Here is a 24994-nt window from a genome sequence, read left to right on the forward strand (position 1 = left end):
CGTGGCCCGCTTAGCGACGGCGTCGCACACCTACTTCTTTCCCATTTGCAGCCCACCTCCTGGTGGACAAGTCCATCGATATGTCTATGATCAGTTCCCGTTGTGTTGCCTTGCTGGTCATGCTTGTACCGGCGATGGCCCTGACCAGCGCCGTTGGCGGTCCCGCAGTCATTTATCTGACCGCGTTGATCTCACTGGCCGTTCTGGCGTCGAATGCCTTCACCCGTCGGCAACTGTTCGATTTCAGGGAGTTGATGCCGATGGCGGTGGCGCTGTTCGCGCCTTTCACTGCGATGTTGATCAGCAGTATATGGCTGGGTGTATGGAGCGCATCCGAGATCGAAAAACTGCTCAGGTTCGCGCTGGCTGTACCCGTGTGCTGGATGTTGTTGCGGGCGCCGCGCCACTGGCTGCAGCATGTGCAATGGAGTGTGCTGTTTGGCGCGTATGCCGGCTCGATCATGCTTTTCGTCATCCTGCTGCACCCGGGCCTGGGACGGGGATTTGTATCGGACTACGGCGGGCGCTACAACGCCGTTGCCTTCGCCGACCTGACCCTGTTGTTCGGCGTAATGTCGATCGTGACCCTGCCCTGGACGTTGACGCGCTGGGCCAGGTTTGAGGCGGCGTTGAAGATCTTCGCCCTGCCGCTGACGCTGGCTGCCGTCTGGGTGTCCCAGACCCGCAGCAGCTGGGGCTTGCTGCCGGTGTGCGGTGTGGTGTTTCTACTGGCCAAACGTGGCTGGACGGTACGCAAGAAGGCGATTTTCGTGGCCTGCATTGCCGCGGTCCTGGCCCTGGGAGCGGTGGCGGCATGGCATGCCAAGGGCACGCGCTGGACTGAAGCGGCATCGGACGTGAGCCTCTTCACCGAGAACAAGGAACGCGATACCTCCGTTGGCATACGCATGCAGCTCTGGCACGCGTCCTGGCTGATGTTCAAGCAAAGCCCGCTGGTCGGCGTGGGCGTGCCCAACTTCCGGCCCGAGCTGGTCAAGATGGCGGAGCAGGGGACTGTGACCAAGCTGGTCTCCACGGACTTTGGCGAGCCGCATAATGATTATCTGGGCGCGTTGGCGGGCTACGGCCTGCTTGGCATCCTGAGCATCTTCGCCCTCTATTTCGTCCCCGCGGCGGTGTTCATGCGCCGCATGCGCAGCGATGATGTGGTGGTGCGGGTAGGCGCCCAGCTCGGCCTGCTGTTTTGCCTGGGCTACAGCGTCTTCAGCCTGTCCGAAATGATGTTCCGCAACATGCGCAGCGTGCCTATCTACGCGGTGACGGTCGTGCTGCTGTACGCGCTGACCACGGTTCGCAGGAACCGCTCCCAGGCCTCGTCCGCCAGCGCCTGAAATCCGAGGCGCTTTTCGCGCTGCTCCGGTCAAAAAACGCAAGGTCTGATCCTTGCGTTTTTTTTCGTCCGCGATCAAAACCCGGGCGGCATTGACCTGTGTCAACAGCATGATCTCTTCCTGGTGAAAACCCTGGCTCATCCCCGTATTCTGATGAAACGCAACATATAAACCGTCACATTCTGCCGCTATTGCTTGCATGCGCAGGGTGGGCATAGAAAGAGAGGTTCTATGAAAAATTCCAGTTTGCGTAGGGAATTGCTGTGGTTCGTATTCGCCATCGGCGCGGCCGTGCTGGCCCTGGGCGTCTGGGACGCCTGGGAGCGGCGGGCCGAGATGGTGGCGCAGCGCAAGACCGAGCTGCGGCACGTGCTGGACCTGGCGTCCAGCATCGTGCAGAACGGCAAGCGGGGCGTGAGGGAGGGGCTCACGCTGGAGCAGGCGCAGCGCAATGTCGCCCAGCGCCTGGCGCAGCTGCGCTATGGCGCCGACGGCTACGTGGGCGCGTTCCGCGACGATTATTCACTGCTGGTGCATCCGGATTCCAAGCTGGTCGGCACCAATGTGCGGGACACGCGCGACGCCGAGGGCAGGCCGATCTTCGAGGATCTGTATGCGCAGGGCAAGGCCGGCGGCGGCTATGTCGATTACCTGTTTCCGCGTCCGGGATCGGACGAAGCCCTGCACAAGATCAGCTATGCGGTTTATGAACCCGAATGGGGCTGGCTGCTGTTCACCGGGCTGTACGTCGATGACGTGGACGCGGCATTCCGCGCCACGCTGTGGCGCCAGGGCGGCGTGACGCTGGGCTTGCTGGCGGTGGTGCTGCTGGCGGCGCTGCGCTTTTTCCGCACGCACATCATCCGTCCGCTGGACGAGGCGGTGGTCGTGTGCGAGCGAGTGGCGCAGGGCGATCTGTCCAGCATCGTGTCGCGTCATCACCGGGGCGAGATCGGCCGGCTGTTCGACGCCATGGCGCTGATGCAGGAACGCCTCGATGTGGCCGTGCGCAGCATCGTGCATTCCACGGGCTCGATCGCCGCCGCTTCGCGTCAGATCGCCGCCGGCAGCATGGACCTGCATGACCGCACCGAGAAGCAGGCGGCTGCGCTGGAGCAGACGGCGGCCAGCGTGGAGCAGATCACGGCCACCGCCAAGCAGAGCGCCGACCATGTGCGCGAAGTGAGCGCGCTGGCGGGCCAGTCGGCGCAGCTGGCGCGTCAGGGCAGCGAGGAAACCCAGCACGCCATCGACGCCATGCGCGAGATTTCGCAAAGCTCGCAGCGCATCGACGAGATCATCCGCCTGATCGACGAGATCGCGTTCCAGACCAACATCCTGGCGCTCAACGCCGCGGTCGAGGCGGCGCGCGCGGGCGAACAGGGCAGGGGCTTCGCCGTGGTGGCGGGCGAAGTGCGGGCGCTGGCGCAGCGCTCGGCCACCGCGGCCAAGGAAATCAAGGGCCTGATCGAGGCGTCCTCCGATTCGGTGGAGCGCGGCAGCCAGCGCGTGGAACAGGCCAGCGCCACCATGGGCAGCGTGCTGGAATCGGCCCGCAACAGCGCGCCGCTGATGGGCGAGATCGCCACGGCCTCGGCCGAGCAGAGCGTGGGCATCGAGCAGATCAATCAGGCCGTCACGCACCTGGACAGCGTGACGCAGCAGAACGCCTCGCTGGTGGAGGAGTTCGCCGCGTCGGCCGCCACGCTGCACGACCAGGCCGACGACCTGGCCCGCGCCGTGTCGGTGTTCAAGCTGTCTGCAGCCTACTAGGCGAGCACTGGACCACGCTCATGGCGCGCTGCAGCCGCGCGCTAAGTTCGCGGCTGGCGCTGGTCATGGGCGGGCGCAGCTCGTCCGTGATCAAACCTTGCAAGGCCAGCGCGCGCTTGATCGGCGCCGGATTGGGTTCGGCGAACAACAGCCGGATCAGGCCGCGCAGCGGTTCGAACAGCTCGCGCGCTGCTTCGGCGTGGCCGTCACGCGCCAGCTGCATTACCTCGACGTAGCGCTCGGGATACAGGTGCGCCGCTGCGGGAATGGCGCCGCGACCTCCCATCTGGAAGTGATCCAGGAAGGCCATGTCCTCGCCGCACAGGACGTCCATCCTGCCGCGCGCGTTGAGCGCGGACAACAGTGAGGGATTGCATTCCTTGACCGAGCCGAATTGCGGCAGCGCGGCCAGCGTTTCCATGGTCTCAACCGTCATCGCAACGCCCGCGCGCTTGGGGATGTTGTACAGGATGACGGGGCGTTCGGTGGCCCAGGCGATCTGGCGGTAGTGCCACAGGATGCCTTGTTGCGACGGGCACAGGTAGTACGGCGGCGGCACCAGGTAGCCGGCCGGGCTCAGCTTGTCCAGGCGGCGGATGGCCGCCGCCACGCCGCGCGTGTCCACGCCGCCGGCGCCGAACACCAGCGGCAGCGCGTGCGGATCGGTGCGGATGGCTTCGATCATGTCGATCTTCTCCGGCAGGCTCAGCAGGTTGCCTTCGCCGGTGGAGCCGAACAGGACCAGGCCGGCGATGCCGGCGTTGCGATAGTAGCGGGCCAGCGCCTGGGCGGCCTCGCAATCCACGTGTCCGGCGCGCATGGGCGTGACCATGGGCAGCCAGATGCCTTCGAAGACGGGGCGGGCGGGCATGTCCATGGCTCAGTGCCTCCGCGCGGAACCGGCCAGCAGCACCGGGCCGAATTCGGCGCGCGGCAGGCCGGACATGACCGCATGCATGATGGCGTCGACCTGGTCGCGAGCGCACTGCAGCTGGACGGCGGTCTGGCCATGCTGGTGATCGACCGCCAGCACGTAGACGCCGATGCGCGCGCCCAGCGCCCGATGCAGCGCCAGCCGCAGGTTCAGCGCGTCCAGGCTGTCGATCCGGATGGTCAGCGACACGTCCGCCGGCGCGTGGCGCGGCGGAATCCGTGACGCGGGATTGAAGACTGGGGAGGCGGCGCGGGCTTGTCGAGGAATCATGGCGTGGGGCCGGGCGAGGCCGGAAAACGTGTTTCCGGGGTACCGGCTTGGGGTGGTTGACGACGCTTCCACTATAGGAAGCGCGTCGTAAATCCTGCCGATAAATGCGGGCGCGGCGCGTAAAAACCGCGTCAACGCCCGGCGGGCTCAGAACGTCTTGGTCAACGACAGCAGCCCGGTGGAGCGGCCCATGTAGCGGCCCTTGCTGTTGGTGTAGGCGCCACGGTCGGCGTTGGTGTCCAGATAGGCCAGCGACACGGCGAAGCCCTGGCCGAAGTCCTTGGTCAGGCCCAGCTTCCAGTCCGTGTAGGAACCGTTATCCACGTTGCGCACCGTCTGCCGGCCCACGTGCGCATTGACGGTCAGGCCCCAGACGCCGGTGTCGAAGTTGCCGGACAGGTCGAAGTACTGGCTGTACTTGCTGTCGACGGCGCCGAACAGATTGGTCATGGCGATGGAGTACTTGAACATCACCGGGCCGTAGCCCAGGCCGGCATACAGCTCGGTGGTGTCGGGACTGGTGTAGCCGGACGGGTAGTCGCCGGGATAGTAGTACTGCATCACGCCCAGATCGAAGGGCACGCTGGGCGCCAGTTCGCCCTTATAGCCGCCGTAGAAGTCCATTTCCACGGGCGCGGAGACGGCGCTATTGCTGTCGCCGAGCCAGCTGATGCTGGAGTTCCAGTTGCCCAGGTACAGGCCGCTGGAATGCGCCAGGTCGAAGCCGCCCTGGATCGCGGGCTTGTTGTTGGTCTGCATCAGGCCGCGATAGCGGTACTGGCTGGCCAGCGTCACGTTGGCGCTCAACGTGAAATCGGATTGCGTGGATTGCGGGGCGGGCGCCTGCTCGGCATGCGATGGCGCGGTCAGCGCGATCAGCGCCAGGGCGGCCAGGGTGTTGCGGGACATCGGAATGCTCCATGCGTTGAACGGATCGCAACGATAGGAGAAGCCGCATAAACGCCGAGACAAGAGTGGCGCCGCGCGCGTAAACGCGCCGTCAATGCCGAGTCCGGCGAGGGTCAGCCGGCGAAGCGGTAGCCGACGCCGATCTCGGTGAGCAGGTACACGGGCTGGGCGGGATCGGCTTCCAGCTTCTGGCGCAGGTGTCCCATGTAGATGCGCAGGTAGTGGTTGCTCTCCACATGCGAGGGGCCCCAGACCTCGCGCAGCAGTTCGCGGTGCGTCATGACCTTGCCGCGATGCGCCAGCAGGGCCGCCAGCAGTCGATACTCCATCGCCGTCAGGTGCACGTGCTGGCCGTTGCGTTCGACCACGCGCTTGGCGAAATCCACGCGCACGTCGCCGAAGCTGATCTCCGACGCGTTGCCCGCGCCGCCCCGGGCGTGCCGCCGCAGCAGCACGCGCAGCCGCGCCAGCAGCTCGCTGACGCCGAAGGGCTTGGTCAGGTAGTCATCCGCGCCGGCGTCCAGCGCCGCCACCTTGTCGGCCTCGGCGCTGCGCGCCGACAGCACCAGCACCGGCACCTCGGTCCAGCCGCGCAGTTCGCGGATCAGCGTCATGCCGTCCTCGTCGGGCAGGCCCAGGTCCAGCACGATGGCGTCGGGCTGGCGGGTGCCGGCCTCGATCAGGCCGCGCTTGACGGTGTCGGCCTCATGGACCGTGCAGCCCTCGCTTTCCAGGGCCTGGCGCACGAAGCGCCGGATGTAGTCGTCGTCCTCGATGATGAGCACGGTGGGCTGGTAGTCGAACATGCGTGGTGGGACTCAGGGAGTTTCGGGTTGGATGGCGGGCGGTTCGCCCAGCGGCAGCGTGAAGACGAATTGCGCGCCGCTGGGCCGGCCTGGCGCGTGCTCGACCCAGATGCGGCCATGGTGGGCGGTGACGATGGCTTCGCACACCGCCAGGCCCAGGCCCACGCCCGGCGTGGCGGATTCGCGTTCGCCGCGGGTGAATTTCTGGAAGATCCGGCGTTCGGCGCCGGCGGCCACGCCGGGGCCATTGTCGCAGACCGAGATGCGCAGTTCCTTGTCCTGCACGGTCGCGCCCAGCTGGATGGCGCTGCCAGCCGGCGTGTACTTGGCCGCGTTTTCCAGCAGGTTGCAGAGCACGCGCTCGATCAGCACGCCGTCGCATTCCACCAGCGGCAGCTGGGACAGGCTGGACACCGTCACCTGGTGCGCGGCCAGTGGTTCGCGCATGGCCGCCAGCGCCGCGCCCACCAGTTCCTCTACCGACTGCCATTCCAGCCGCAGCGGCGTGTCGCCGCTTTGCAGCCGGGCCATGTCCAGCAGGTTGGCCACCAGCGCATGCATGCGCTGGGCCTGGTCGCGCATCGCGCGGATGGTGTCCTGCACATCGGCCGGCAGCGCGGTTTGCTGGCGTGCCAGCGTGTCGGTCATGCCGACCAGGCTGGTCAGCGGCGTGCGCAGGTCGTGCGACACCGCGGCAAGCAGCGAGTTGCGCAGCTTCTCGGATTCCATGCTGACCAGCGCCTGTTGCGCAACCTCGACATAATGCAGGCGCTCGAGCGCGATGGCGATCAGCGTGGCGTAGGCTTCGATCTGACGCCGCGATTCGGGATTGGAGAACAGGCTGCGGCGCGGCGCGGCCAGCGCCAGGACGCCGCGGGTGCGCATGGGGGCCTTCAGCGGCAGGTAGAGCAGCTCGCTGTTGGACAGGGTGGACGTGCCGGCGCCGGCGGGCTGGCCATGGTCGTACACCCACTGCGCCAGCGCCGATTCCAGCGGCGGCATGTCGTCGGCAGCGGGCGAGGCCAGCTTGAGCCGGTCGTCCAGGCCCAGGATGTACAGCGCGCAGCGCGAGCCGAAGGTGGCATGGACGAACAGGCCGGCCGAGGCCACGATCTGCTCGGGCAGCAGGGCCGACGACAGCTCGCGCGCGAACTCATACAGGCTGCGGGCGTCGGCCTCGCGCTTGACCGAGACCTGGGCCTGCAGGCGCAGCCCGGCGGTGAGTTGGCCGATCAACAGGCCCACCGCCAGCAGCACGCCGAAGGTCAGCAGGTACTGCACGTCCGACACCGCGAAGGACGCCAGCGGCTGCACGAAGAAAAAATCGAACAGACCCACGCTGACCACCGAAGCCAGCGCCGCCGGCCCGCGTCCGTGCCTGACGGCCACCGCCACCACCGCCAGCAGGAACAGCATGACGATATTGGTCTGGTGCAGCGCCGGAAAGGCCAGCGCCGACAGCGCCGTGGCGATGGCGCAGTAGCACAGCGCCCAGGCATAGCCGGCCAGGGGGCGGCCGCCGCGTTCGTCCGCCGCCTGGCGCGCGCGCTGGCCCAGGGTCAGCGGATCGCGTCCCGGCGCCGCGCTGGCGGGCAGCGGCGGCGCGCCCAGCCGGATCACGTCGATCTCCGGGCAGCCGGCGGCCAGCATGTCGGCGAAGCTGTGGCGGCGCCACAGCCAGCCCGGCGACAGGGCTGCGTTGAGCAGGGCGGACGCCGACAGCCGCAACCGCAGCAGGCCGCTGGCGCGGGTGCGGCCGACGACGGCCTTGGTGATGTTGTGGCGGCGCACGTAGCGGACCATGGCTTCGACCATGTCGCCGCCGGCCAGCGTCTCGGCGCGCGCGCCCAGCGTGTCGGCAAGCGCCATCGCGCGCTGCAGCCGCTCCTGGGCGCTTTGCGGCGCGGGCGCGGCGCGCGCCGTGTCGACCGTCACCACGTGCAGATCGCATTCCAGCTGCTGGCTCAGGCGGTGGGCGCTGCGGATGACGTACTCGGCGTCCTCGTCGGCGCCGATGCAGGCGACCACGGCCTCGCGCGTGCGCCAGACCGGCTCGATCGCGCGGTCGCGGCGATAGGCCTGCACGTCGTCGTCCACGTGGTCGGCGGTGCGGCGCAGCGCCAGTTCGCGCAGCGCGATCAGGTTGCCCTTGCGGAAGAAGTTGCGGGTGGCGTGACGCGCCTGCTCGGGCAGGTAGACCTTGCCTTCCTTCAATCGGCGCAGCAGCTCGTCGGCCGACAGGTCCACCAGGATGACTTCGTCGGCGCCGTCGAAGACCTCGTCGGGCACCGTTTCCCAGACCCGCACGCCGGTGATGCTGCCGACCGCCTCGTTCAGGCTGTCCAGATGCTGCACGTTCAGCGTGGTCCAGACATCGATGCCGGCGGCCAGCATTTCCTCGATGTCCTGCCAGCGCTTGGCATGGCGCGAGCCGGGCGCGTTCGAGTGCGCCAGCTCGTCCACCAGCGCCAGCGCCGGATGGCGCGCCAGCGCGCCGTCCAGGTCGAACTCCTTGAGCACATGGCCGCGATAGGCCACGTCCTTGAGCGGCAGCGTCGGGATACCGTCCAGCAGGGCGGCGGTCTCGCGGCGGCCGTGGGTTTCGACGATGCCGGCCAGCACGTCCACGCCCTGCGCCGCCTGGGCGCGCGCCGCGACCAGCATGGCATAGGTCTTGCCCACGCCGGCCGATGCGCCGAAATAGACGCGCAGCTTGCCGCGCACAGCCTGGCGCGCGGCGTCGTCCAGCGTTTTCAGGAGCGCGTCCGGATCGGGACGCTCGTCAGCGGTATCGGCCATGGGCGCGCGGCTTCAAGGAGAACAGGGCTGGCAATACTATACCCAGGCGCATGGCCGTCAGCGCCGGGGCGCCAGCTTGTCCAGCGCCAGGTTGAGCTTGAGCACGTTGACCGCGGGATCCCCCAGCAGGCCGATCCAGGGCTTTTCGGTGTTCGCCGCGATCAGCGCATCGACCTCGGCGCGAGGCAGGTTGCGCGCGCGCGCCACGCGGGCGGCCTGGTAAACCGCTGCCGCCGGACTGATGTGCGGGTCCAGACCGCTGCCCGAGGCGGTGACCAGATCCACCGGGACAGGCAGCGGATTCTCCGGATCGGCGGCCTTGAGCAGGGCGATGCGGGCCTGGATCGCCTCGGCCAGCGCGGGGTTGCGCGGACCCAGGTTCGAGCCGCCCGAGCCGGCCGCGTTGTACGGCATTGGCGCGGTGGCCGACGGCCGGCTCCAGAAATACTGCGGCGAGCTGAAGGACTGGCCGATCAGCTCCGATCCCACCACCTTGTCGCCGTCGCGGATCAGCGAGCCGGCGGCTTCGTGCGGAAAGACAGCGGCGGCGATGCCGTTGGTCAGGAAGGGATAGGCCAGGCCGGTCACGAGCGATAGCGCGACGAACACGACCAGGGCCGGGCGCAGGATGCCGCCTTGGCGCGGCAGGGCATGGATGGCTTGCTTCATAATGAAATTCTCCTAGTGTCGCGGATCAGACCCAGCCCAGCGCGGCCAGGACCATGTCGACCAGCTTGATGCCGACGAAGGGAACCAGCAGGCCGCCCAGGCCATAGATCAGCAGGTTGCGGCGCAGCAGCACCGCGGCGCCCAGCGGCCGGTAGCGCACGCCTTTCAGGGCCAGCGGGATCAGCACGACGATGATCAACGCGTTGAAGATCACGGCCGACAGGATGGCCGAGGCCGGCGTGGCCAGCGCCATGATGTTCAGCACATTCAGCTGCGGATAGACGGTGGCGAAGGCGGCCGGGATGATGGCGAAGTACTTGGCCACGTCGTTGGCCACGCTGAAGGTGGTCAGCGCGCCGCGCGTCATCAGCATCTGCTTGCCGATCTCGACGATCTCGATCAGCTTGGTGGGATTGGAGTCCAGGTCCACCATGTTGCCGGCTTCCTTGGCGGCCTGCGTGCCCGAGTTCATGGCCACGGCCACGTCGGCCTGAGCCAGCGCCGGCGCGTCGTTGGTGCCGTCGCCGGTCATGGCCACCAGCCGGCCTTCGCCCTGGTAGGCGCGGATCAGCTTGAGCTTGGCTTCCGGCGTGGCTTCGGCCAGGAAGTCGTCCACGCCGGCCTCGGCCGCGATGGAGGCGGCTGTGAGCTTGTTGTCGCCGGTGATCATCACGGTCTTGATGCCCATGCGGCGCAGCTCGGCGAAGCGCGACTGGATGCCGGGCTTGACGATGTCCTTGAGCTCGACCACGCCCAGCGCGCGGTTGCCGTCGCTGACCAGCAGGGGCGTGCTGCCGCGCCGCGCCACATCCTCGGCCAGGCGCAGCACCGTGTCGGGCACGGACGCTTCCTGCGCCTGGATCCAGGCGGCCACGGCGTCGACCGCGCCTTTGCGGATCATGCGTTCGCCGACGTTTACGCCGCTCATGCGGGACTGGGCGGTGAAGGGCACGAATTCGGCGGCGGCCAGCTGCGGCGCGGGCGCGTGAATGGTCTTGTCGGCCAGCGCCACGATGCTGCGTCCCTCGGGCGTTTCGTCGGCCAGCGAGGCCAGGCGGGCGGCGTCGGCCAGCTCGCGCGACGAGACGCCGGGCGCCGGCAGGAAGGTGGAGGCCTGGCGGTTGCCGAAGGTGATGGTGCCGGTCTTGTCCAGCAGCAGCACGTCCACGTCGCCGGCGGCTTCCACCGCGCGGCCGGAGGTGGCGATGACATTGGCGCCCATCATGCGGCTCATGCCGGCCACGCCGATGGCCGAGAGCAGGCCGCCGATGGTGGTCGGGATCAGGCACACCAGCAGCGCCACCAGCACCGTCACGGTCACCGTCGTGCCGCCGCCGGCGGTCGAGACCGCGTAGATCGAGAACGGCATCAGCGTGACCACCACCAGCAGGAACACCACCGTCAGTCCCACCAGCAGGATGGTCAGCGCCAGTTCGTTGGGCGTCTTCTGGCGCTTGGCGCCTTCGACCATGGAGATCATGCGGTCCAGGAAGCTCTCGCCGGGATCGGCCGCGATGCGTACGAAGATCCAGTCCGACAGCACCCGCGTGCCGCCGGTGACGGACGAGAAGTCGCCGCCGGATTCGCGGATCACGGGCGCGGATTCGCCGGTGATGGCGCTTTCGTCGACGGACGCCACGCCGGCGATCACCTGGCCATCGCCGGGGATGGTTTCGCCGGCCTCGACCAGCACCACGTCGCCGCGGCGCAGCAGCCCGGAGGGCTGGCTGACGGCCTGGCCGCGCCATGCGTCGGGCGTGGCGCGGTTGGCGTCGGCGTCCTTGAATCCCTTGAGCAGGCGCGCGTCGATGGTGGTGCGCAGGCCGCGCAAGGTGGCCGCCTGCTGCTTGCCGCGGCCTTCGGCCAGGGCTTCGGCGAAGTTGGCGAACAGCACGGTGAACCAGAGCCATACCGTGATCGCCAGGATGAAGCCCGCCGGGGCCTCGGCCTGGCCGCGCAGTGCCATGATCCACAGGATCGTGGTCAGGATGCTGCCGGCGTAGACCACGAACATGACGGGGTTCTTCATCTGCGCGGCCGGCGAGAGCTTGCGCAGGCTGTCCAGCAGCGCCGGGCCGACCAGCGCGCTCGACCACATGCCGAACTGGCGTTCATGGACGCCGCTGGACGCGGCGCGGGCGGCGCCGCCTCCGGCGCCGGTCGTAGAAGTTTCAATCTTGGCCATTTTCATTCCTAGCCGTTGGTGTTCAAGTTGTCTGCGGCGCTGGCGAGCCATCCGCAGCATGGAGAAGCTCGCCGCCTCGCGGGGCCGCGCGGATCCGGCTTTGCCGGTCCGCGGCGGCGCCCCCTTGAGGGGGAAGCGCGCAGCGCTTCGGGGGTGGGCTTCACCCGCGGAGCCGGCTTTGCCGGTCCGCAGCGGCGCCCCCTTGAGGGGGAAGCGCGCAGCGCTTCGGGGGTGGGCTTCATCATTAGCGGAGCAGGTGCTCGGCGACGGGGCCAAGCGCCAGCGCGGGCACGTAAGTCAGCGCGCCCACGAGCAGCACGGCGCCGATCAGCAGCACCACGAACAGCGGGCCGTGGGTCGGCATGCTGCCGGGGCCGGCGGGCAGGCGGCGCTTGGCGGCCAGCGAGCCGGCCATCGCCAGCACGGCGACGATGATGGCGAAGCGGCCGAACCACATCGCCGCCCCCAGCAGCACGTTGTAGAAGGGCGTGTTGGCGGACAGGCCGGCGAAGGCGCTGCCGTTGTTGTTGGCCGCGGAGGTCAGGGCGTACAGGATTTCCGAGAAACCGTGGATGCCAGGATTGAGCACGCCCGCCTGGCCGGCGCTGACCGACACGGCCAGCGCGGTGCCGCCCAGCACCAGCAGCGGAGTGGCCAGGATGACGATGGACACCATCTTCATGTCGTAGGCCTCGATCTTCTTGCCCAGGTATTCCGGCGTGCGGCCGATCATCAGGCCGGCGATGAACACCGCCAGGACGGCGAAGGCCAGCATGCCGTACAGACCGGAGCCGACGCCTCCGTAGACCACCTCGCCCAACTGCATCTGCAGCATCGGCGTCACGCCGCCCATGGCGTTGAACGAGTCGTGCATGCCGTTGACCGCGCCGCAGGACGCCGCCGTGGTCACGGTGGCGAACAGCGAGGTGGCGGCGATGCCGAAGCGGGTTTCCTTGCCTTCCATGTTGCCGCCGGGCGAGAAGGCCGAGAGGGTGCTGTCCGCGCCGGCCTGCGCCGCCATCGGATTGGCCTGTTGCTCGAAATAGCCGACGTTGATCGCGAAAGCGACGAACAGCGCCGTCATCGCCGCCAGCACCGCGATGCCCTGCTTGCGGCTGCCGACCATCTCGCCGAACGAGAAGCACAGTGCGGCCGGGATGATCAGGATGGCCAGCATTTCCAGGAAGTTCGCCAGCGGCGTGGCGTTCTCATAGGGATGGGCCGAGTTGGCGTTGAAGAAGCCGCCGCCGTTGGTGCCCAGCAGCTTGATCGCTTCCTGCGAGGCCACCGGACCCATCGCCAGCGTCTGGGTCTGCGTGACCGCCGGGTCGGTGACCGGCTGGCCGGCCGCGTCCAGCACCGGCTGGCCCTGCGCGTCCACGCGCGGCTGGTCGTAGTGCAGCGCCTCGACGGTCTGCGCCTCGACATAGGGGCTGAAGTTCTGGATCACGCCCTGGCTGACCAGCGCCAGTGCCAGGATCAGCGACAGCGGCAGCAGCACATACAGCGTGCTGCGGACCATGTCGGTCCAGAAGTTGCCCAGCGTGGCGCTGCAATGGCGCGCCAGCCCGCGGATCAACGCGAACAGCACGGCGATGCCGGTCGCGGCGGACACGAAGTTCTGCACCGTGAGCGCCAGCATCTGCGTCAGGTAGCTCATGGTCGATTCGCCGCCGTAGCCCTGCCAGTTGGTGTTGGCGACGAAGCTGATGGCGGTGTTCAGCGCGGAATCGGGCGATACCGGGCCCATGCCGGCCGGGTTCAGCGGCAGCATGCCCTGCAGGCGTTGCAGGGCGTAGACGGCGATGATGCCGAGGATGTTGAAGGCCAGCACCGCCAGCGCGTAGCGCTTCCAGCCCATCTCGGCTTGCGGATCGATGCCGGACAGCCGGTAGATGACGCGTTCCAGCGGACGGCCCCAGGTGGTCCAGCGGGACTGCCCGTCCTCCATGGCGATGCGGATGTAGCGCCCGAGAAACGGCGCGAGGGCAAGCAGGACTGCGAGATAGAGCACGAGCAGTCCGATGTATTGGGCGTTCATCAGAACTTCTCCGGTTTGAACAGGGCGACCAGCAGGTACACGAACAGGGCGGCCGCGGTCAGGCCGCTGAGCCAGTAGAGCCAGCTCATGATTGGTCTCCCGATGACAGGGCTGCGCACAATCCCAGCAGGGCGTAAGTCAGCCCGGCCATGACGGCGAAGATGGCGATATAGATGGCATCCACGTTCTTTCCTCCCGGGAGCGATGCTCCCTGCGTGCGTCGGGCCATGCGCGGCAGAGGGGATGCGGGCCGCGCAGGCGCAATGACCAATCAGGACAGCGGCAGGTTACGGAGCGGGGGGTAAAAACGGGGTATAGCTTTGGCCGGCGGGTGTAAACGGGATATAAAAACGGCGCGGACCGCCCCGTGGCGGGGCGTGGCGGCCAGGCGCGCCCGGATGCGGGCGCGGTGGCGCCAGGATGGGGAAGGGCGGTGCAAATCGGGTTTTGCGGCAAGGCCGTAAATGGACGCCGACTCGCGGGCATCCGGGAAAAATCCCAAAGGTTGGGACGAGCTGGGTGATTTGCACCATTGTGGTGCCAGTTATATGTAAATGAATGCGCCGAATTAGGGCATTCCCCTAGTGTGACAATCCCGCGTCTGGTGCAGAATCTCGTCCCATGCAGGTGAGGAGACAAGCCCTGCATCATGGGCACGAGACCGGCGGCACCGGTACATAAAAAAAGTAAAGCAGTATCAAAAAAAGCAAAACGCACAACGGCTGGCACCAGGCAGTGCCGGCCGTTGTCGCTTAAAGCGTCCGGAAATGCTTGCTCCGGCGCGGCGGGCGCCGCGTTTCGCGATATTCAGGCCAGGTTGTCAAAAATCGCTATGCCCGAATCCCGCGTTCCCTCCGCATCCCCCTCCCGTTCCTATTGGCGCCGCAACTTGCGCCTGATCGCGCTATTGCTCGCGCTCTGGGCCGGGCTGACCTTCATCCCCTCGTATTTCGCCCGCGGCCTGTCCTTCGACTTCCTCAACTGGCCATTCTCGTACTGGATGGCGGCCTATGGCGCGCCGCTGGCCTACCTGATCATCATCGCGGTCTACGCCGGGGTCATGAACCGCGCCGACCGGCGCGCCGAGCTTGAGGGGGACCGCTGATGCCGTTTTTCAGCGGGGACACCCCGCAGGAATTCAGCCTGCGGCTGCGGCGCATCTATGTCCTGTACACGGCCGGTTTCGCGCTGCTGATCCTGCTGATGGCGCTGGCCGAGATCCTGGGCATGCCGCGCAACTGGATCGGCTATGTCTTCCTGCTGGTGACGGTGAGCCTGTACGCCGGCATCGGCATCGTCTGTCGCACCTCCGACCAGGTCGAGTACTACGTCGCCGGACGGCGCGTGCCGGCCATCTACAACGGCATGGCCACGGCGGCCGACTGGATGTCGGTGGCGTCCTTCATCGGCGTGGCGGGCACGCTCTACCTGACCGGCTACGGCGGGCTGGCCTACATCATGGGCTGGACTGGCGGCTACGTGCTGGTGGCCATGCTGCTGGCGCCCTACCTGCGCCGCTTCGGCCAGTACACCATCCCCGATTTCATGGGCGCGCGCTACGGCGGCAACCTGCCGCGCCTGGCCGGCGTGGCCTGCGCCATCCTGTGTTCCTTCACCTATCTGGTCGCGCAGATTTACGGCGTGGGCATCATCACCACCCGCATGACCGGCATCTCGTTCGAGCTGGGCATCTTCGTGGCGCTGGGGGGCATGCTGGTCTGTTCCTTCCTGGGCGGCATGCGGGCGGTGACCTGGACCCAGGTCGGGCAGTACATCATCCTGGTGATCGCCTATCTGGTGCCGGTGGTGTGGCTGTCGGTCAAGCACACCGGATCGCCCGTGCCGCAGGTCTCGGCCGGCATCGTGTTGCAGCAGGTGGCCGAGAAGGAAAGCTATCTGCTGAACGACACCGGCGAGATCGAGGTGCGGCGCATCTGGCAGGAGCGGGCCGACGAGATGGGCCAGCGCATCGCCGCGCTGCCCGAGTCCTGGACGCTGGAGAAGGACAAGCTACGCAGCCGGCTGGCCCAGCTCAACGCCACCGACGCGCCCATGGTGGAGATCCGTTCGCTGGAGCGTGAGCTGGCGTCCTATCCGCCGAATGCCGAGGAGGCGCGCGCGGCCTGGTCGCAGTCCAAGGCCCTGTTCGAGGCGCGCGCCGCGCCGCCCACGCCGCATGCCGAGCCGTTTCCGGCCAAGGACGCGGAAGAGCGCAGCAACATGCGCACCAATTTCCTGGCGTTGGTGCTGTGCCTGATGCTGGGCACCGCCGGCATGCCGCACATCCTGATGCGCTCATACACCACGCCCTCGGTGAGCGAGGCGCGGCGTTCCGTGTGCTGGTCCCTGCTGTTCATCCTGCTGCTGTATTTCATGGCGCCGGCGCTGGCCCTGCTGGTGAAGTACGAGGTCTACACGCAGGTGGTCGGCTCCAACTTCCTCAGCCTGCCCAACTGGGTGCACGCCTGGAGCGCGGTCGACAGCAACCTGCTGGACGTGACCGACATCAACCGCGACGGCATCGTGCAGCTGGGCGAGATCAGCATGGGGGCGGATGTGGTGGTGCTGGCCATGCCGGAGATCGGCGGGCTGCCCTATGTGATTTCCGGGCTGGTGGCCGCCGGCGGGCTGGCCGCCGCGCTGTCCACTGCCGACGGCCTGCTGCTGACCCTGTCGAACTCGCTGTCGCACGACATGTGGTATCGGGTGGTGTCGCCGCGCATGCCGGCGGCGCGGCGCGTGATGGCGTCCAAGATCCTGCTGCTGGCGGTGGCGTTCGGCGCGGCCTGGGTCGCGGCGCGCAAGCCGGCCGACATCCTGTTCATGGTGTCCGCCGCCTTCTCCTTCGCCGCCTCGTCTTTCTTCCCGGCATTGGTCATGGGCGTGTTCTGGCGGCGAGCGAACAAGTGGGGGGCGACGCTGGGCATGGCGGCGGGGCTGCTGGTCACGTTCTCCTACATGACACACACCCAGCCCTGGCTGCGCGAATGGGTGCTGGGCATCTCGCGCAGCGAGCCGATCACGCTGTGGTGGGGCATTCAGCCCATCGCCGCCGGCGTGTTCGGCGCGCCGGTGGCCTTCCTGACCATCATCGTGGTGTCGCTGCTGACCCCGCCGCCCGACCGCGCCACGCTGGCGCTGGTCGATTACCTGCGCCAGCCGGGCGGGGGCGCGCCGCCGGCCGCGAACAGCTAGCTCGGGGAGGCTGCTGTGGGGCTCAGTGGGAAACGGACTTCGAGAAGACGTTCATCACCACCACGCCGGCGATGATGAGGCCCATGCCGATCATCGCCGGCGCGTCCAGGTGCTGCTTGAAGAGCAGCGCGCTGACGATGGAGATGAGCACGATGCCCACGCCCGACCAGATCGCGTAGGCGATGCCGACCGGCACCTCGCGCAGCGTCAGCGACAGGAAATAGAACGACACCACGTAGCCGAGCGTCGTCACCACCGACGGCAGCAGCCGCGTGAAGCCATCGGAGCTTTTCAGGGCGCTGGTGGCGACGATCTCGGCCAGGATGGCCACGGCCAGGTACAGCCATTTCATTTGCGGGCTCCTTCGGCCTGGCGCAGCAGCACCAGCAGGGCGCCGGCGCCGCCTTCGCGCTCGGGCGCCTCGGAAAACGCCAGCACCTCGTTCTTCTGCACCAGCCAGGTGCGGGCCTTGTCCTTGAGCACCGGCTCCAGTCCCTGCGAGCCGTAGCCCTTGCCGTGCACGATGCGCACGCAGCGGATGCCGTGTTCCTGGCATTCATCCAGGAAGGACAGCAGGGCGTGGCGGGCCTGTTCCACGCGCAGGCCGTGCAGGTCGAGTTCGGCGCCCGCGCGCCACTGGCCGCGACGTAGGTTGCGCGCGGTGTCGGGCGCGGCGTCGCCGCGCACGAAGGCGGTGCCGCCTTCGGACAGCAGGTGGATGACTTCGCCGCCGTCGGACACGCCGGCGTCGGCGCGGGTCGGGGTCTCGCCCAGCGCGTTGGCGCGGCGCAGGGCCGGCGCGGGCGTGGCCACGGGCTTGTGCTCGACGCGGGCGTCGCGCCTGATCGGGGTGACGGACCGCAGGCTGCGCCGCAGCGCCTCGGCATCGTCGGCGGGATTGGCGGACTCGGCCGCCGGCTTGCGCGCGGCAGCCGCGGCCGAGGCGCGGGCCAGCGTGGCGCGCTGGCGCTCGGCCTCCAGGTCCTTCTTCAGGCGCTTCAGGTCGGCCAGGCCGACTTTGCTGCCTTTCATTACTGGCCTTCGCTCTCCAGCCAGCGCTGGGCATCCAGCGCGGCCATGCAGCCGGTGCCGGCGCTGGTGATGGCCTGGCGGTAGACGTGGTCCTGCACGTCGCCGGCGGCGAACACGCCGGGCACCGAGGTCATGGTGGCCATGCCGGACAGGCCGCTCTTGGTGACGATGTAGCCGTCCTTCATTTCCAGCTGGCCCTGGAAGATGCTGGTGTTGGGCTGGTGGCCGATGGCGATGAAAGCGCCGGTGACCTTCAGGTCCTCGGTGGCGCCGGTGTCGACGTGGCGCACGCGCACGCCGGTCACGCCGCTGTCGTCGCCCAGCACTTCTTCCAGCGTATGGAAGACCTTGAGCTCCATGTTGCCGTTCTCGACCTTGGACATCAGCTTGTCTACCAGGATGGGCTCGGCGCGGAACTTGTCGCGGCGGTGGATCAGGGTGACCTTGCGGCAGATGTTCGACAGGTACAGGGCTTCCTCGACGGCGGTGTTGCCGCCGCCCACCACGACCACGTCCTGGTTGCGGTAGAAGAAGCCGTCGCAGGTGGCGCAGCCCGACACGCCGCGGCCCATGAAGGACGCTTCGGACGGCAGGCCCAGGTACTTGGCCGAGGCGCCGGTGGCGATGATGAGCGCGTCGCAGGTGTAGACCTTGCCGCCGTCGCCGTTCAGCGTGAACGGGCGCTTGGACAGGTCGACGCTGGCGATGTGGTCGAACAGCATTTCGGTGTTGAAGCGTTCGGCGTGCTTCTGGAAGCGCTGCATCAGGTCCGGACCCTGCACGCCGTCGGCGTCCGCCGGCCAGTTGTCGACGTCGGTCGTCGTCATGAGCTGGCCGCCCTGGGCCAGACCTGTAACAAGTACGGGGTTCAGATTGGCGCGCGCGGCATAGACGGCGGCCGTGTAACCGGCGGGGCCGGAACCAAGTATCAAAACTTTAGCGTGCTTGGGCGTGGAGGTAGGCGTGGACATGGGCAGGTATCTTTAGATTGACGCCCAATTATAATGAGCCGCATGCCGCGTATCTCGAATGCCACTCCACGCGCCTCGCGCAATACCCGCAACGGACCTTCCCCGCTGCAGACACGACTATCCTCGCTGCTGCGCGAGGCCCGTTGGATCCTCTTTGCCGCCCTGGCGGCCTGGCTGACCCTGGTGCTGGCCACCTGGAACGCCGCCGACCCCGGCTGGTCGCACTCGGTGCCCGCCGGCGCGGTGCACAACCGCGGCGGCATGTTGGGCGCCTATCTGGCCGACATCCTGCTCTATCTGTTCGGATTTTCCGCCTGGTGGTGGGTGGTGTTGCTTTTGCACCGCGTCCGGGCCGGTTATCGCCGCCTGGCCAGCCAACTTAAAGTTACCAATAGTAAGCAACCCGAAGTCCTGCCCCGCGTTCACTGGGAAGAGGGCATCGGCTTCTTCCTGCTGATGGTCGGTTCGCTCGGCATGGAGGCCCTGCGCCTGCCCAGCCGTGGCATGCACCTGCCCGGCGCGTCCGAGCACGCCAGCGGCGCGGGCGGCGTCATCGGCCATACGCTGGCCGACCTGATCGGCCGCAGCATCGGCTTCACCGGCAGCACGCTGGCCTTCCTGGTCATGCTGGCCATCGGCCTGAGCCTGTTCTTCTCGTTCTCCTGGCTGAACATCGCCGAGCGGGTCGGCGCCTGGATCGAAGGCATGGTGTTTCGCGTGCGCAGCTCCTATGCCGCGCGCGAGGACCGCAAGGTCGGCGAAGTGGCCAAGGCCGTGCGCACCGAGCAGGTGGTGGCCAAGCAGGAAAAGCTGGTCCACGAGCAGCCTGTGCGCATCGAGCCCGCCATCACCGTGGTGCCTAAGTCCGAGCGCGTGGAAAAGGAAAAGCAGCAGTCGCTGTTCTTCGCCCCGCCGCCGGGCGCCGAGGGCGACCTGCCCGCCATCAGCCTGCTCGACCCGCCGCCGCCCAACCAGGAAACCGTGTCGGCCGAGACCATCGAATTCACCTCGCGCCTGATCGAAAAGAAGCTGGCCGACTTCGGCGTGTCCGTCACCGTGGTGGCGGCGCAGGCGGGCCCTGTCATCACGCGCTACGAAATCGAGCCGGCCACTGGCGTCAAGGGTAGCCAGATCGTCAACCTGGCCAAGGACCTGGCGCGCGCGCTCAGCCTGGTCAGCATCCGGGTGGTGGAAACCATACCCGGCAAGAACCTGATGGGCCTGGAACTGCCCAACCCGCGCCGCCAGATGGTCAAGCTGTCGGAAATCCTGGGTTCGCAGACCTACCACGCCAGCCACTCGGTGGTGACGATGGCGCTGGGCAAGGACATCGCCGGCAATCCGGTGGTGGCCGACCTGGCCAAGATGCCTCACCTGCTGGTGGCCGGCACCACCGGCTCCGGCAAGTCGGTCGGGATCAACGCCATGATCCTGTCGCTCCTGTACAAGGCCGACGCCTCGCACACCCGTCTGATCCTGATCGATCCGAAGATGCTCGAAATGAGCGTCTACGAAGGCATTCCGCACCTGCTGGCGCCGGTGGTCACGGACATGCGCCAGGCCGGCAACGCGCTGAACTGGTGCGTGGGCGAAATGGAAAAGCGCTACCGCCTGATGAGCAAGATGGGCGTGCGCAACCTGGCCGGCTACAACACCAAGATCCGCGACGCCATCAAGCGCGAGGAACCCATCCCCAATCCGTTCTCGCTGACGCCCGACCAGCCCGAGCCGCTGGCGCCGCTGCCCACCATCGTGGTGGTCATCGACGAGCTGGCCGACCTGATGATGGTGGTGGGCAAGAAGATCGAAGAGCTGATCGCGCGCCTGGCGCAGAAGGCGCGCGCCGCTGGCATCCACCTGATCCTGGCCACCCAGCGCCCCAGCGTGGACGTGATCACCGGCCTGATCAAGGCCAACATCCCGACCCGCATCGCCTTTCAGGTCTCGTCCAAGATCGACTCGCGCACCATTCTCGACCAGATGGGCGCGGAAACCCTGCTGGGCCAGGGCGACATGCTCTACATGCCGCCGGGCACCGGCCTGCCGGTGCGCGTGCACGGCGCCTTTGTCAGCGACGATGAAGTCCATCGCGTGGTCGAGAGCCTGAAGGCCCAGGGCGAGCCGAACTACATCGAAGGCCTGCTCGAGGGCGGCCTGGATGGCGACGGCGCGGAAGGCGCGGGCAGCGTCACCGGCATCGGCGGCGACGCCGAGTCGGACCCCATGTACGACCAGGCCTGCGAAGTGGTGCTCAAGCACCGCCGCGCGTCCATTTCGCTGGTGCAGCGCCATCTGCGGATTGGTTACAACCGCGCGGCCCGGTTACTGGAGCAGATGGAGCAATCGGGTATGGTGTCGGCGATGCAGTCCAATGGCAACCGGGACATCCTGGTGCCGGCCGCAGCCCGAGAGGAAGCATGATGAAGATGTTCCAAGGCCTGGCCGCCGCGGCGGCCCTGTGCATGGCTTCGATCCTGGCATCCGCGCCCGCCGCGGCCGCCAGCGCGCAGGAGCAGCTGCGCGATTTCGTCGGCAAGGTGAACGGGGCCACCGGCTCGTTCTCGCAATACACGGTGAACGCCCAGGGCCGCACCCAGCCGGCGCAAACCGGCACGTTCTCGTTCCAGCGCCCCGGCAAGTTCAAGTGGGCGGTGCAGAAGCCCTACGAGCAGCTGGTGATCTCGGATGGCGCCAAGGTCTATCAGTACGATCCGGACCTGCTGCAAGTGACCGAACGCAAGGTCGACGCGGCCATCGGCACCTCGCCCGCCGCGATCCTGTTCGGCTCGGGCTCGCTGGAGCAGTCGTTCGAGGTGTCGGCGCTGCCGTCCAAGGACGGCCTGGACTGGCTGCGCGCCAAGCCGCGCAACGCCGACGCCGGTTTTTCGCGCGTGGATATCGGTTTGAAGGACAACCTGCCGGCGCGCGTCGAGCTGCTGGATTCCTTCGGCCAGACGACGCGGGTGGACCTGTCGGGCATCACCCCGAATCCGTCCATCGGCGCCAAGGAATTCCAGTTCACCGCGCCCAAGGGCGTGGATGTGGTCAAGATGTAGACGGACGTAGGCAGCGCCACGCCACCCCAAAAACAAACGGCCCCACGAAGGATTCGTGGGGCCGTTTGCTTTGGAGTACGACAGGCGTGGAGGCGCGTGCGCTGGCGTCGCTAGCCAGGCCGCGCGGATCCGGCTCCGCCGGTCCGCAGCGGCGCCCCCCTGGGGGGGAAGCGCGCAGCGCTTCGGGGGGGGTCACCTCTTATACGCCACGCAATCGATCTCGACCTTGGCGTCCACCATCAGCGGCGACTGCACGCAGGCGCGCGCCGGCGGGTTTTCGCCGAAGTACTCCTTGAACACCTTGTTGAACGACGGGAAGTCGCGCGCGTCGTCCAGCCACACGCCGCAGCGGACCACGTGCTCGGGGCCGTAGCCGGCTTCCTTCAGGATGGCCAGCACCTGCTGGATGGCCTTGTGCGACTGGGCCACGGTGCCGCCCTCGATGACTTCGCCGTTTTCCATGGGGACCTGGCCCGACACGTACAGCCAGCCGTCGGCTGCCACGGCGCGGGCGAAGGGCATGTGCGAGCCGCCCTGGCCGGTGCCGCCGGCCACGCCGTAGCGGGTGATGCCGTTGCTGTCGGTGGTGGAGGAATTGCTCATGATGTGCTCCTTGCTTAGAGAGTGGGAGAGGACGCCGCCGCGAAGCTCGCGCGCAGGTCGCCATTGCGCGGCAGCCAACGGCCGGCGCGTTCGCCGGTGGGCTGCCCGTGTAGATAGGACAGGGCGCCATTGACCCAGACCGCCTCGATGCCGGCCGCCGCCTGGACGGGATCGGCGAAGGTGGCGCGGTCGATCACGGTGTCCGGATTGAACAGCACCACGTCGGCGTGATAGCCCTCGCGGATCAGGCCGCGTCCGGCCAGGCCATAGCGCGCGGCCGACAGGCCGGTCATCTTGTGCACCGCCTGGTTCAGCGGGAACAGGCCGGCGTCGCGGCTGTAGTGGCCGAGCACGCGCGGGAAGGCGCCCCACAGCCGGGGATGCGGCTTGGGATCGTTGGGCAGGCCGTCCGAGCCCACCATCGTGAGCGGATGCGACAGCACGCGCCGCACGTCGTCTTCGTGCATGTTGTGGTAGACGGCGCCGGCCGGTTGCAGGCGTCTGGCCGCTTCCAGCAGCGTCACGTTCCAGTCGGCGGCGATCTCGGCCAGCTTGCGCCCGGCCTGGTCCGGATGTGGCGCCGACCAGTTGATGATGATGTCGAACTCGTCCGTGACCTGCTTCAGGTCCAGCGTGGACGAGCTGGCGGAATAGGGATAGCAATCGCAGCCCACGCGCTGCATCTTGCCGGCGTTCTCCAGCTTGAACAGCACTTCCTTCGTGCGGCCCCAGTTGCCGGCGCCGGCGCATTTCAGGTGCGACACCACCACCGGCACGCGCGCGTGCAGGGCGATGTCGAACGCTTCCTGCATGGCTTCCAGGATGGCGGCGAACTCCGAGCGCAGGTGCGTGGTGTAGAGCGCGCCGAACTCGTCCAGCGCCTCGGCCAGCAGCTTGACCTCTTCGGTGTCGGCCTCGATGGCCGAGCCGTAGGCCAGGCCGGTGCTCAGGCCGATGGCGCCGTGCGCCAGCGCCTCGCGCAGCTGCTCGCGCATGGCCAGGACTTCGTCGCGGGTGGCGCTGCGGTCCAGCCGGTCCATGTGGTTGTTGCGCAGGGCGGTGTGGCCCACCAGCGCCGCCACGTTCACCGCCGGCTGCGCGGCCTCGATGGCGCGGGTGTAGTCGGCGAAGCTGGGATAGCTGAAATCCTCGCGCGCGCCCAGCAGGTTCATGGGATCCGGCGGCTCGCCGCGCAGCGAGACGGGCGAGGCGCTGATGCCGCAGTTGCCCACCACCACCGTGGTCACGCCTTGCGACAGCTTGGGCAGCATGCCCGGCGTGCGGATGACGTTGGTGTCGTCGTGCGTGTGCACGTCGATGAAACCCGGCGCCAGCGCCAGGCCGTCGCCGTCGACCACGTGCCGCGCCTGGGCGCCGGGCAGCTCGCCGATGGCCGCGATGCGTCCGCCTTCCAGCGCCACGCTGGCGCGGTATTCGGCCTGGCCGCTGCCGTCCAGCACGCGCACGTCGCGTATGAGAGTGTCAAACATCTTCTGTTCCAGGTTCAATCGCCCAGCGGCAGCCGGTTCGGGCCGCCGCGGTAGCCGTCCAGCGCCAGCTTGATGCGGCGCAGGCGTTCACGGTTTTCTTCTTGATGCAGCATGGCCAGTTCGGTGGCCAGCAGGTCGATCGCCAGCATCATGGCGTAGCGCGAGGCCGAGGGCTTGTAGATGAAGTCGGTCTCGTCGGTGCGGATCGGCAGCACCACGTCGGCCATCTCCGCCAGCGGCGAGGTCGCGTCGGTGATGGCGACGATGCGGGCGCGGTACTGCTTGACGATGCGCGCCGCGCCCAGGATCTCGGGCGTCAGGCCCGAGGCCGACAGGATCAGCACCGCGTCGCGCTCGTCCAGCGTGGCCGCGACCATGCGCAGCAGCACCGCGTCGGTGTAGACCGCGATGGGATAGCCCAGCCGCACCAGCCGCGACTGCACTTCCTGCGCCAGCACGGCGGACGCGCCACCCATGCCGAACACGTAGATCATGCGCGCCTCGTGCGCGATGGCCGTGGCCTGGCCGAACAGTTGCTCGGTGAAGGTCGGCAGGTGCGCGCGCAGCGTGCTTTCGATATCGGCGTAGATGCGCGCGTAGAACGTGCTTTCCTCGGCCGGCGCGGTGGGGTCCAGGAAGCGGCTGCCCACGGTGCTGGCCTGGGCCAGCTTCATCTTCAGGTCGCGGGTGTCTTCGCAGCCCACCGTGCGGGCGAAGCGCGAGATCGTGGCGATGCTGACGCTGGCCTTGGCGGCCAGCTGGTCGACCGTGGCGCTGGCGCTCCAGATGATGTTGTCCAGGATGGCGTCGGCGACCTTGCGCTCGGTGACGCTCAGGTCGTCGCGCCGGCTGCGTATCTGGAAAACGATGTCGCGGATGTTGTTCTTCATGGGAAGGGTCCTGGATCGG

21 protein-coding genes are annotated in these 24994 nt (G+C 67.8%); 6 read left to right on the top strand and 15 right to left on the bottom strand.

The features are described 5' to 3' along the window. The first annotated feature begins 80 nt into the window (after window positions 1–80). Both ACEU5R_RS19055 and ACEU5R_RS19060 read left to right on the top strand, forming a co-directional pair. Entirely contained in the window at window positions 81–1352 is a 1272-nt protein-coding gene (locus ACEU5R_RS19055; RefSeq protein WP_103276338.1) for an O-antigen ligase, read from the top strand. A 231-nt stretch (window positions 1353–1583) separates the two neighbouring features. Beyond that, on the top strand, window positions 1584–3125 hold the full coding sequence (locus tag ACEU5R_RS19060) for a methyl-accepting chemotaxis protein (RefSeq protein WP_103272874.1): 1542 nt from the start codon (window positions 1584–1586) through the stop codon (window positions 3123–3125). Here the strand turns inward: ACEU5R_RS19060 and dapA are convergent. The 9 genes from dapA to kdpF form a co-directional block, all read right to left on the bottom strand. Continuing rightward, window positions 3103–3996 carry a 4-hydroxy-tetrahydrodipicolinate synthase gene (dapA, locus tag ACEU5R_RS19065; protein WP_233772733.1) on the bottom strand — a complete coding sequence of 298 codons (894 nt, stop codon included), beginning with the start codon at window positions 3994–3996 and terminating at the stop codon, window positions 3103–3105. The genes ACEU5R_RS19060 and dapA overlap by 23 nt on opposite strands. Window positions 3997–4005: 9 nt before the next feature. Next, the gene (locus tag ACEU5R_RS19070) at window positions 4006–4329 is read right to left on the bottom strand and encodes a hypothetical protein (protein ID WP_392411236.1); all 324 of its coding nucleotides are present in this window, start codon (window positions 4327–4329) and stop codon (window positions 4006–4008) included. A gap of 147 nt (window positions 4330–4476) precedes the next feature. Continuing rightward, window positions 4477–5238 carry a TorF family putative porin gene (locus ACEU5R_RS19075; protein WP_392411237.1) on the bottom strand — a complete coding sequence of 254 codons (762 nt, stop codon included), beginning with the start codon at window positions 5236–5238 and terminating at the stop codon, window positions 4477–4479. Window positions 5239–5351: 113 nt separating this feature from the next. Continuing rightward, window positions 5352–6044 carry a two-component system response regulator KdpE gene (kdpE, locus tag ACEU5R_RS19080; RefSeq protein WP_392411238.1) on the bottom strand — a complete coding sequence of 231 codons (693 nt, stop codon included), beginning with the start codon at window positions 6042–6044 and terminating at the stop codon, window positions 5352–5354. A gap of 12 nt (window positions 6045–6056) precedes the next feature. Further along, a complete protein-coding gene (locus ACEU5R_RS19085) occupies window positions 6057–8843 on the bottom strand; it encodes a DUF4118 domain-containing protein (protein ID WP_392411239.1) in 2787 nt (928 codons plus the stop codon). A gap of 57 nt (window positions 8844–8900) precedes the next feature. Continuing rightward, entirely contained in the window at window positions 8901–9512 is a 612-nt protein-coding gene (gene kdpC / locus ACEU5R_RS19090) for a potassium-transporting ATPase subunit KdpC (RefSeq protein WP_392411240.1), read from the bottom strand. Window positions 9513–9537: 25 nt separating this feature from the next. Continuing rightward, window positions 9538–11697: a potassium-transporting ATPase subunit KdpB gene (gene kdpB, locus ACEU5R_RS19095; RefSeq protein WP_103272880.1), complete on the bottom strand. Its 2160-nt coding sequence runs from the start codon at window positions 11695–11697 to the stop codon at window positions 9538–9540. 244 nt (window positions 11698–11941) lie between these two features. Further along, entirely contained in the window at window positions 11942–13738 is a 1797-nt protein-coding gene (gene kdpA / locus ACEU5R_RS19100) for a potassium-transporting ATPase subunit KdpA (RefSeq protein WP_392411241.1), read from the bottom strand. Beyond that, window positions 13738–13827 carry a K(+)-transporting ATPase subunit F gene (kdpF, locus tag ACEU5R_RS19105; protein ID WP_103272882.1) on the bottom strand — a complete coding sequence of 30 codons (90 nt, stop codon included), beginning with the start codon at window positions 13825–13827 and terminating at the stop codon, window positions 13738–13740. Before kdpF ends, kdpA begins: the two co-directional genes overlap by 1 nt. Window positions 13828–14570: 743 nt before the next feature. Here kdpF and ACEU5R_RS19110 point away from each other — a divergent pair. Both ACEU5R_RS19110 and ACEU5R_RS19115 read left to right on the top strand, forming a co-directional pair. Next, a complete protein-coding gene (locus tag ACEU5R_RS19110; protein ID WP_103272883.1) occupies window positions 14571–14843 on the top strand; it encodes a DUF4212 domain-containing protein in 273 nt (90 codons plus the stop codon). Next, window positions 14843–16933 (top strand): sodium:solute symporter family protein, encoded by a 2091-nt coding sequence (locus ACEU5R_RS19115; protein ID WP_103272884.1) that lies wholly within the window; start codon window positions 14843–14845, stop codon window positions 16931–16933. Before ACEU5R_RS19110 ends, ACEU5R_RS19115 begins: the two co-directional genes overlap by 1 nt. Before the next feature lie 22 nt (window positions 16934–16955). Here the strand turns inward: ACEU5R_RS19115 and ACEU5R_RS19120 are convergent, their stop codons facing one another. The 3 genes from ACEU5R_RS19120 to trxB are packed head-to-tail and all read right to left on the bottom strand — an operon-like array spanning window position 16956 to window position 18936. Next, window positions 16956–17285, bottom strand: a complete 330-nt coding sequence (locus ACEU5R_RS19120; protein ID WP_103272885.1) for a multidrug efflux SMR transporter — start codon at window positions 17283–17285, stop codon at window positions 16956–16958. Beyond that, window positions 17282–17965, bottom strand: a complete 684-nt coding sequence (locus ACEU5R_RS19125) for a Smr/MutS family protein (RefSeq protein WP_103272886.1) — start codon at window positions 17963–17965, stop codon at window positions 17282–17284. The genes ACEU5R_RS19120 and ACEU5R_RS19125 overlap by 4 nt, the downstream gene beginning before the upstream one ends. After that, the gene (gene trxB / locus ACEU5R_RS19130) at window positions 17965–18936 is read right to left on the bottom strand and encodes a thioredoxin-disulfide reductase (protein ID WP_103272887.1); all 972 of its coding nucleotides are present in this window, start codon (window positions 18934–18936) and stop codon (window positions 17965–17967) included. Before trxB ends, ACEU5R_RS19125 begins: the two co-directional genes overlap by 1 nt. A gap of 42 nt (window positions 18937–18978) precedes the next feature. On the opposite strand from trxB, the gene ACEU5R_RS19135 reads away from it, so the two are divergent. Next, window positions 18979–21357 (top strand): DNA translocase FtsK, encoded by a 2379-nt coding sequence (locus tag ACEU5R_RS19135; protein ID WP_103272888.1) that lies wholly within the window; start codon window positions 18979–18981, stop codon window positions 21355–21357. Further along, on the top strand, window positions 21357–21992 hold the full coding sequence (gene lolA, locus ACEU5R_RS19140) for an outer membrane lipoprotein chaperone LolA (protein ID WP_103272889.1): 636 nt from the start codon (window positions 21357–21359) through the stop codon (window positions 21990–21992). Before ACEU5R_RS19135 ends, lolA begins: the two co-directional genes overlap by 1 nt. Before the next feature lie 192 nt (window positions 21993–22184). Here lolA and ACEU5R_RS19145 read toward each other — a convergent pair whose 3' ends face one another. Genes ACEU5R_RS19145 through ACEU5R_RS19155 form a run of 3 tightly spaced genes read right to left on the bottom strand, consistent with a single transcriptional unit; the run spans window position 22185 to window position 24975 of the window. Next, the gene (locus ACEU5R_RS19145) at window positions 22185–22595 is read right to left on the bottom strand and encodes a RidA family protein (protein WP_103272890.1); all 411 of its coding nucleotides are present in this window, start codon (window positions 22593–22595) and stop codon (window positions 22185–22187) included. 14 nt (window positions 22596–22609) lie between these two features. Then, the gene (locus ACEU5R_RS19150) at window positions 22610–24085 is read right to left on the bottom strand and encodes an amidohydrolase family protein (protein ID WP_392411242.1); all 1476 of its coding nucleotides are present in this window, start codon (window positions 24083–24085) and stop codon (window positions 22610–22612) included. A 14-nt stretch (window positions 24086–24099) separates the two neighbouring features. Next, window positions 24100–24975, bottom strand: a complete 876-nt coding sequence (locus ACEU5R_RS19155; protein ID WP_103272892.1) for a MurR/RpiR family transcriptional regulator — start codon at window positions 24973–24975, stop codon at window positions 24100–24102. Between the last annotated feature and the right edge of the window lie 19 nt (window positions 24976–24994).

The sequence above is a fragment of the Achromobacter sp. 413638 genome, from assembly GCF_043119405.1.
GTDB lineage: Bacteria > Pseudomonadota > Gammaproteobacteria > Burkholderiales > Burkholderiaceae_B > Achromobacter.

Bases quoted from the DNA above. Each gene is read 5' to 3' on its own strand.
- ACEU5R_RS19055 (WP_103276338.1), top strand. From the start codon at position 81: ATGTCTATGATCAGTTCCCGTTGTGTTGCCTTGCTGGTCATGCTTGTA.
- ACEU5R_RS19060 (WP_103272874.1), top strand. From the start codon at position 1,584: ATGAAAAATTCCAGTTTGCGTAGGGAATTGCTGTGGTTCGTATTCGCC.
- dapA (WP_233772733.1), bottom strand. From the start codon at position 3,996: ATGCCCGCCCGCCCCGTCTTCGAAGGCATCTGGCTGCCCATGGTCACG.
- ACEU5R_RS19070 (WP_392411236.1), bottom strand. From the start codon at position 4,329: ATGATTCCTCGACAAGCCCGCGCCGCCTCCCCAGTCTTCAATCCCGCG.
- ACEU5R_RS19075 (WP_392411237.1), bottom strand. From the start codon at position 5,238: ATGTCCCGCAACACCCTGGCCGCCCTGGCGCTGATCGCGCTGACCGCG.
- kdpE (WP_392411238.1), bottom strand. From the start codon at position 6,044: ATGTTCGACTACCAGCCCACCGTGCTCATCATCGAGGACGACGACTAC.
- ACEU5R_RS19085 (WP_392411239.1), bottom strand. From the start codon at position 8,843: ATGGCCGATACCGCTGACGAGCGTCCCGATCCGGACGCGCTCCTGAAA.
- kdpC (WP_392411240.1), bottom strand. From the start codon at position 9,512: ATGAAGCAAGCCATCCATGCCCTGCCGCGCCAAGGCGGCATCCTGCGC.
- kdpB (WP_103272880.1), bottom strand. From the start codon at position 11,697: ATGGCCAAGATTGAAACTTCTACGACCGGCGCCGGAGGCGGCGCCGCC.
- kdpA (WP_392411241.1), bottom strand. From the start codon at position 13,738: ATGAACGCCCAATACATCGGACTGCTCGTGCTCTATCTCGCAGTCCTG.
- kdpF (WP_103272882.1), bottom strand. From the start codon at position 13,827: ATGAGCTGGCTCTACTGGCTCAGCGGCCTGACCGCGGCCGCCCTGTTC.
- ACEU5R_RS19110 (WP_103272883.1), top strand. From the start codon at position 14,571: ATGCCCGAATCCCGCGTTCCCTCCGCATCCCCCTCCCGTTCCTATTGG.
- ACEU5R_RS19115 (WP_103272884.1), top strand. From the start codon at position 14,843: ATGCCGTTTTTCAGCGGGGACACCCCGCAGGAATTCAGCCTGCGGCTG.
- ACEU5R_RS19120 (WP_103272885.1), bottom strand. From the start codon at position 17,285: ATGAAATGGCTGTACCTGGCCGTGGCCATCCTGGCCGAGATCGTCGCC.
- ACEU5R_RS19125 (WP_103272886.1), bottom strand. From the start codon at position 17,965: ATGAAAGGCAGCAAAGTCGGCCTGGCCGACCTGAAGCGCCTGAAGAAG.
- trxB (WP_103272887.1), bottom strand. From the start codon at position 18,936: ATGTCCACGCCTACCTCCACGCCCAAGCACGCTAAAGTTTTGATACTT.
- ACEU5R_RS19135 (WP_103272888.1), top strand. From the start codon at position 18,979: ATGCCGCGTATCTCGAATGCCACTCCACGCGCCTCGCGCAATACCCGC.
- lolA (WP_103272889.1), top strand. From the start codon at position 21,357: ATGAAGATGTTCCAAGGCCTGGCCGCCGCGGCGGCCCTGTGCATGGCT.
- ACEU5R_RS19145 (WP_103272890.1), bottom strand. From the start codon at position 22,595: ATGAGCAATTCCTCCACCACCGACAGCAACGGCATCACCCGCTACGGC.
- ACEU5R_RS19150 (WP_392411242.1), bottom strand. From the start codon at position 24,085: ATGTTTGACACTCTCATACGCGACGTGCGCGTGCTGGACGGCAGCGGC.
- ACEU5R_RS19155 (WP_103272892.1), bottom strand. From the start codon at position 24,975: ATGAAGAACAACATCCGCGACATCGTTTTCCAGATACGCAGCCGGCGC.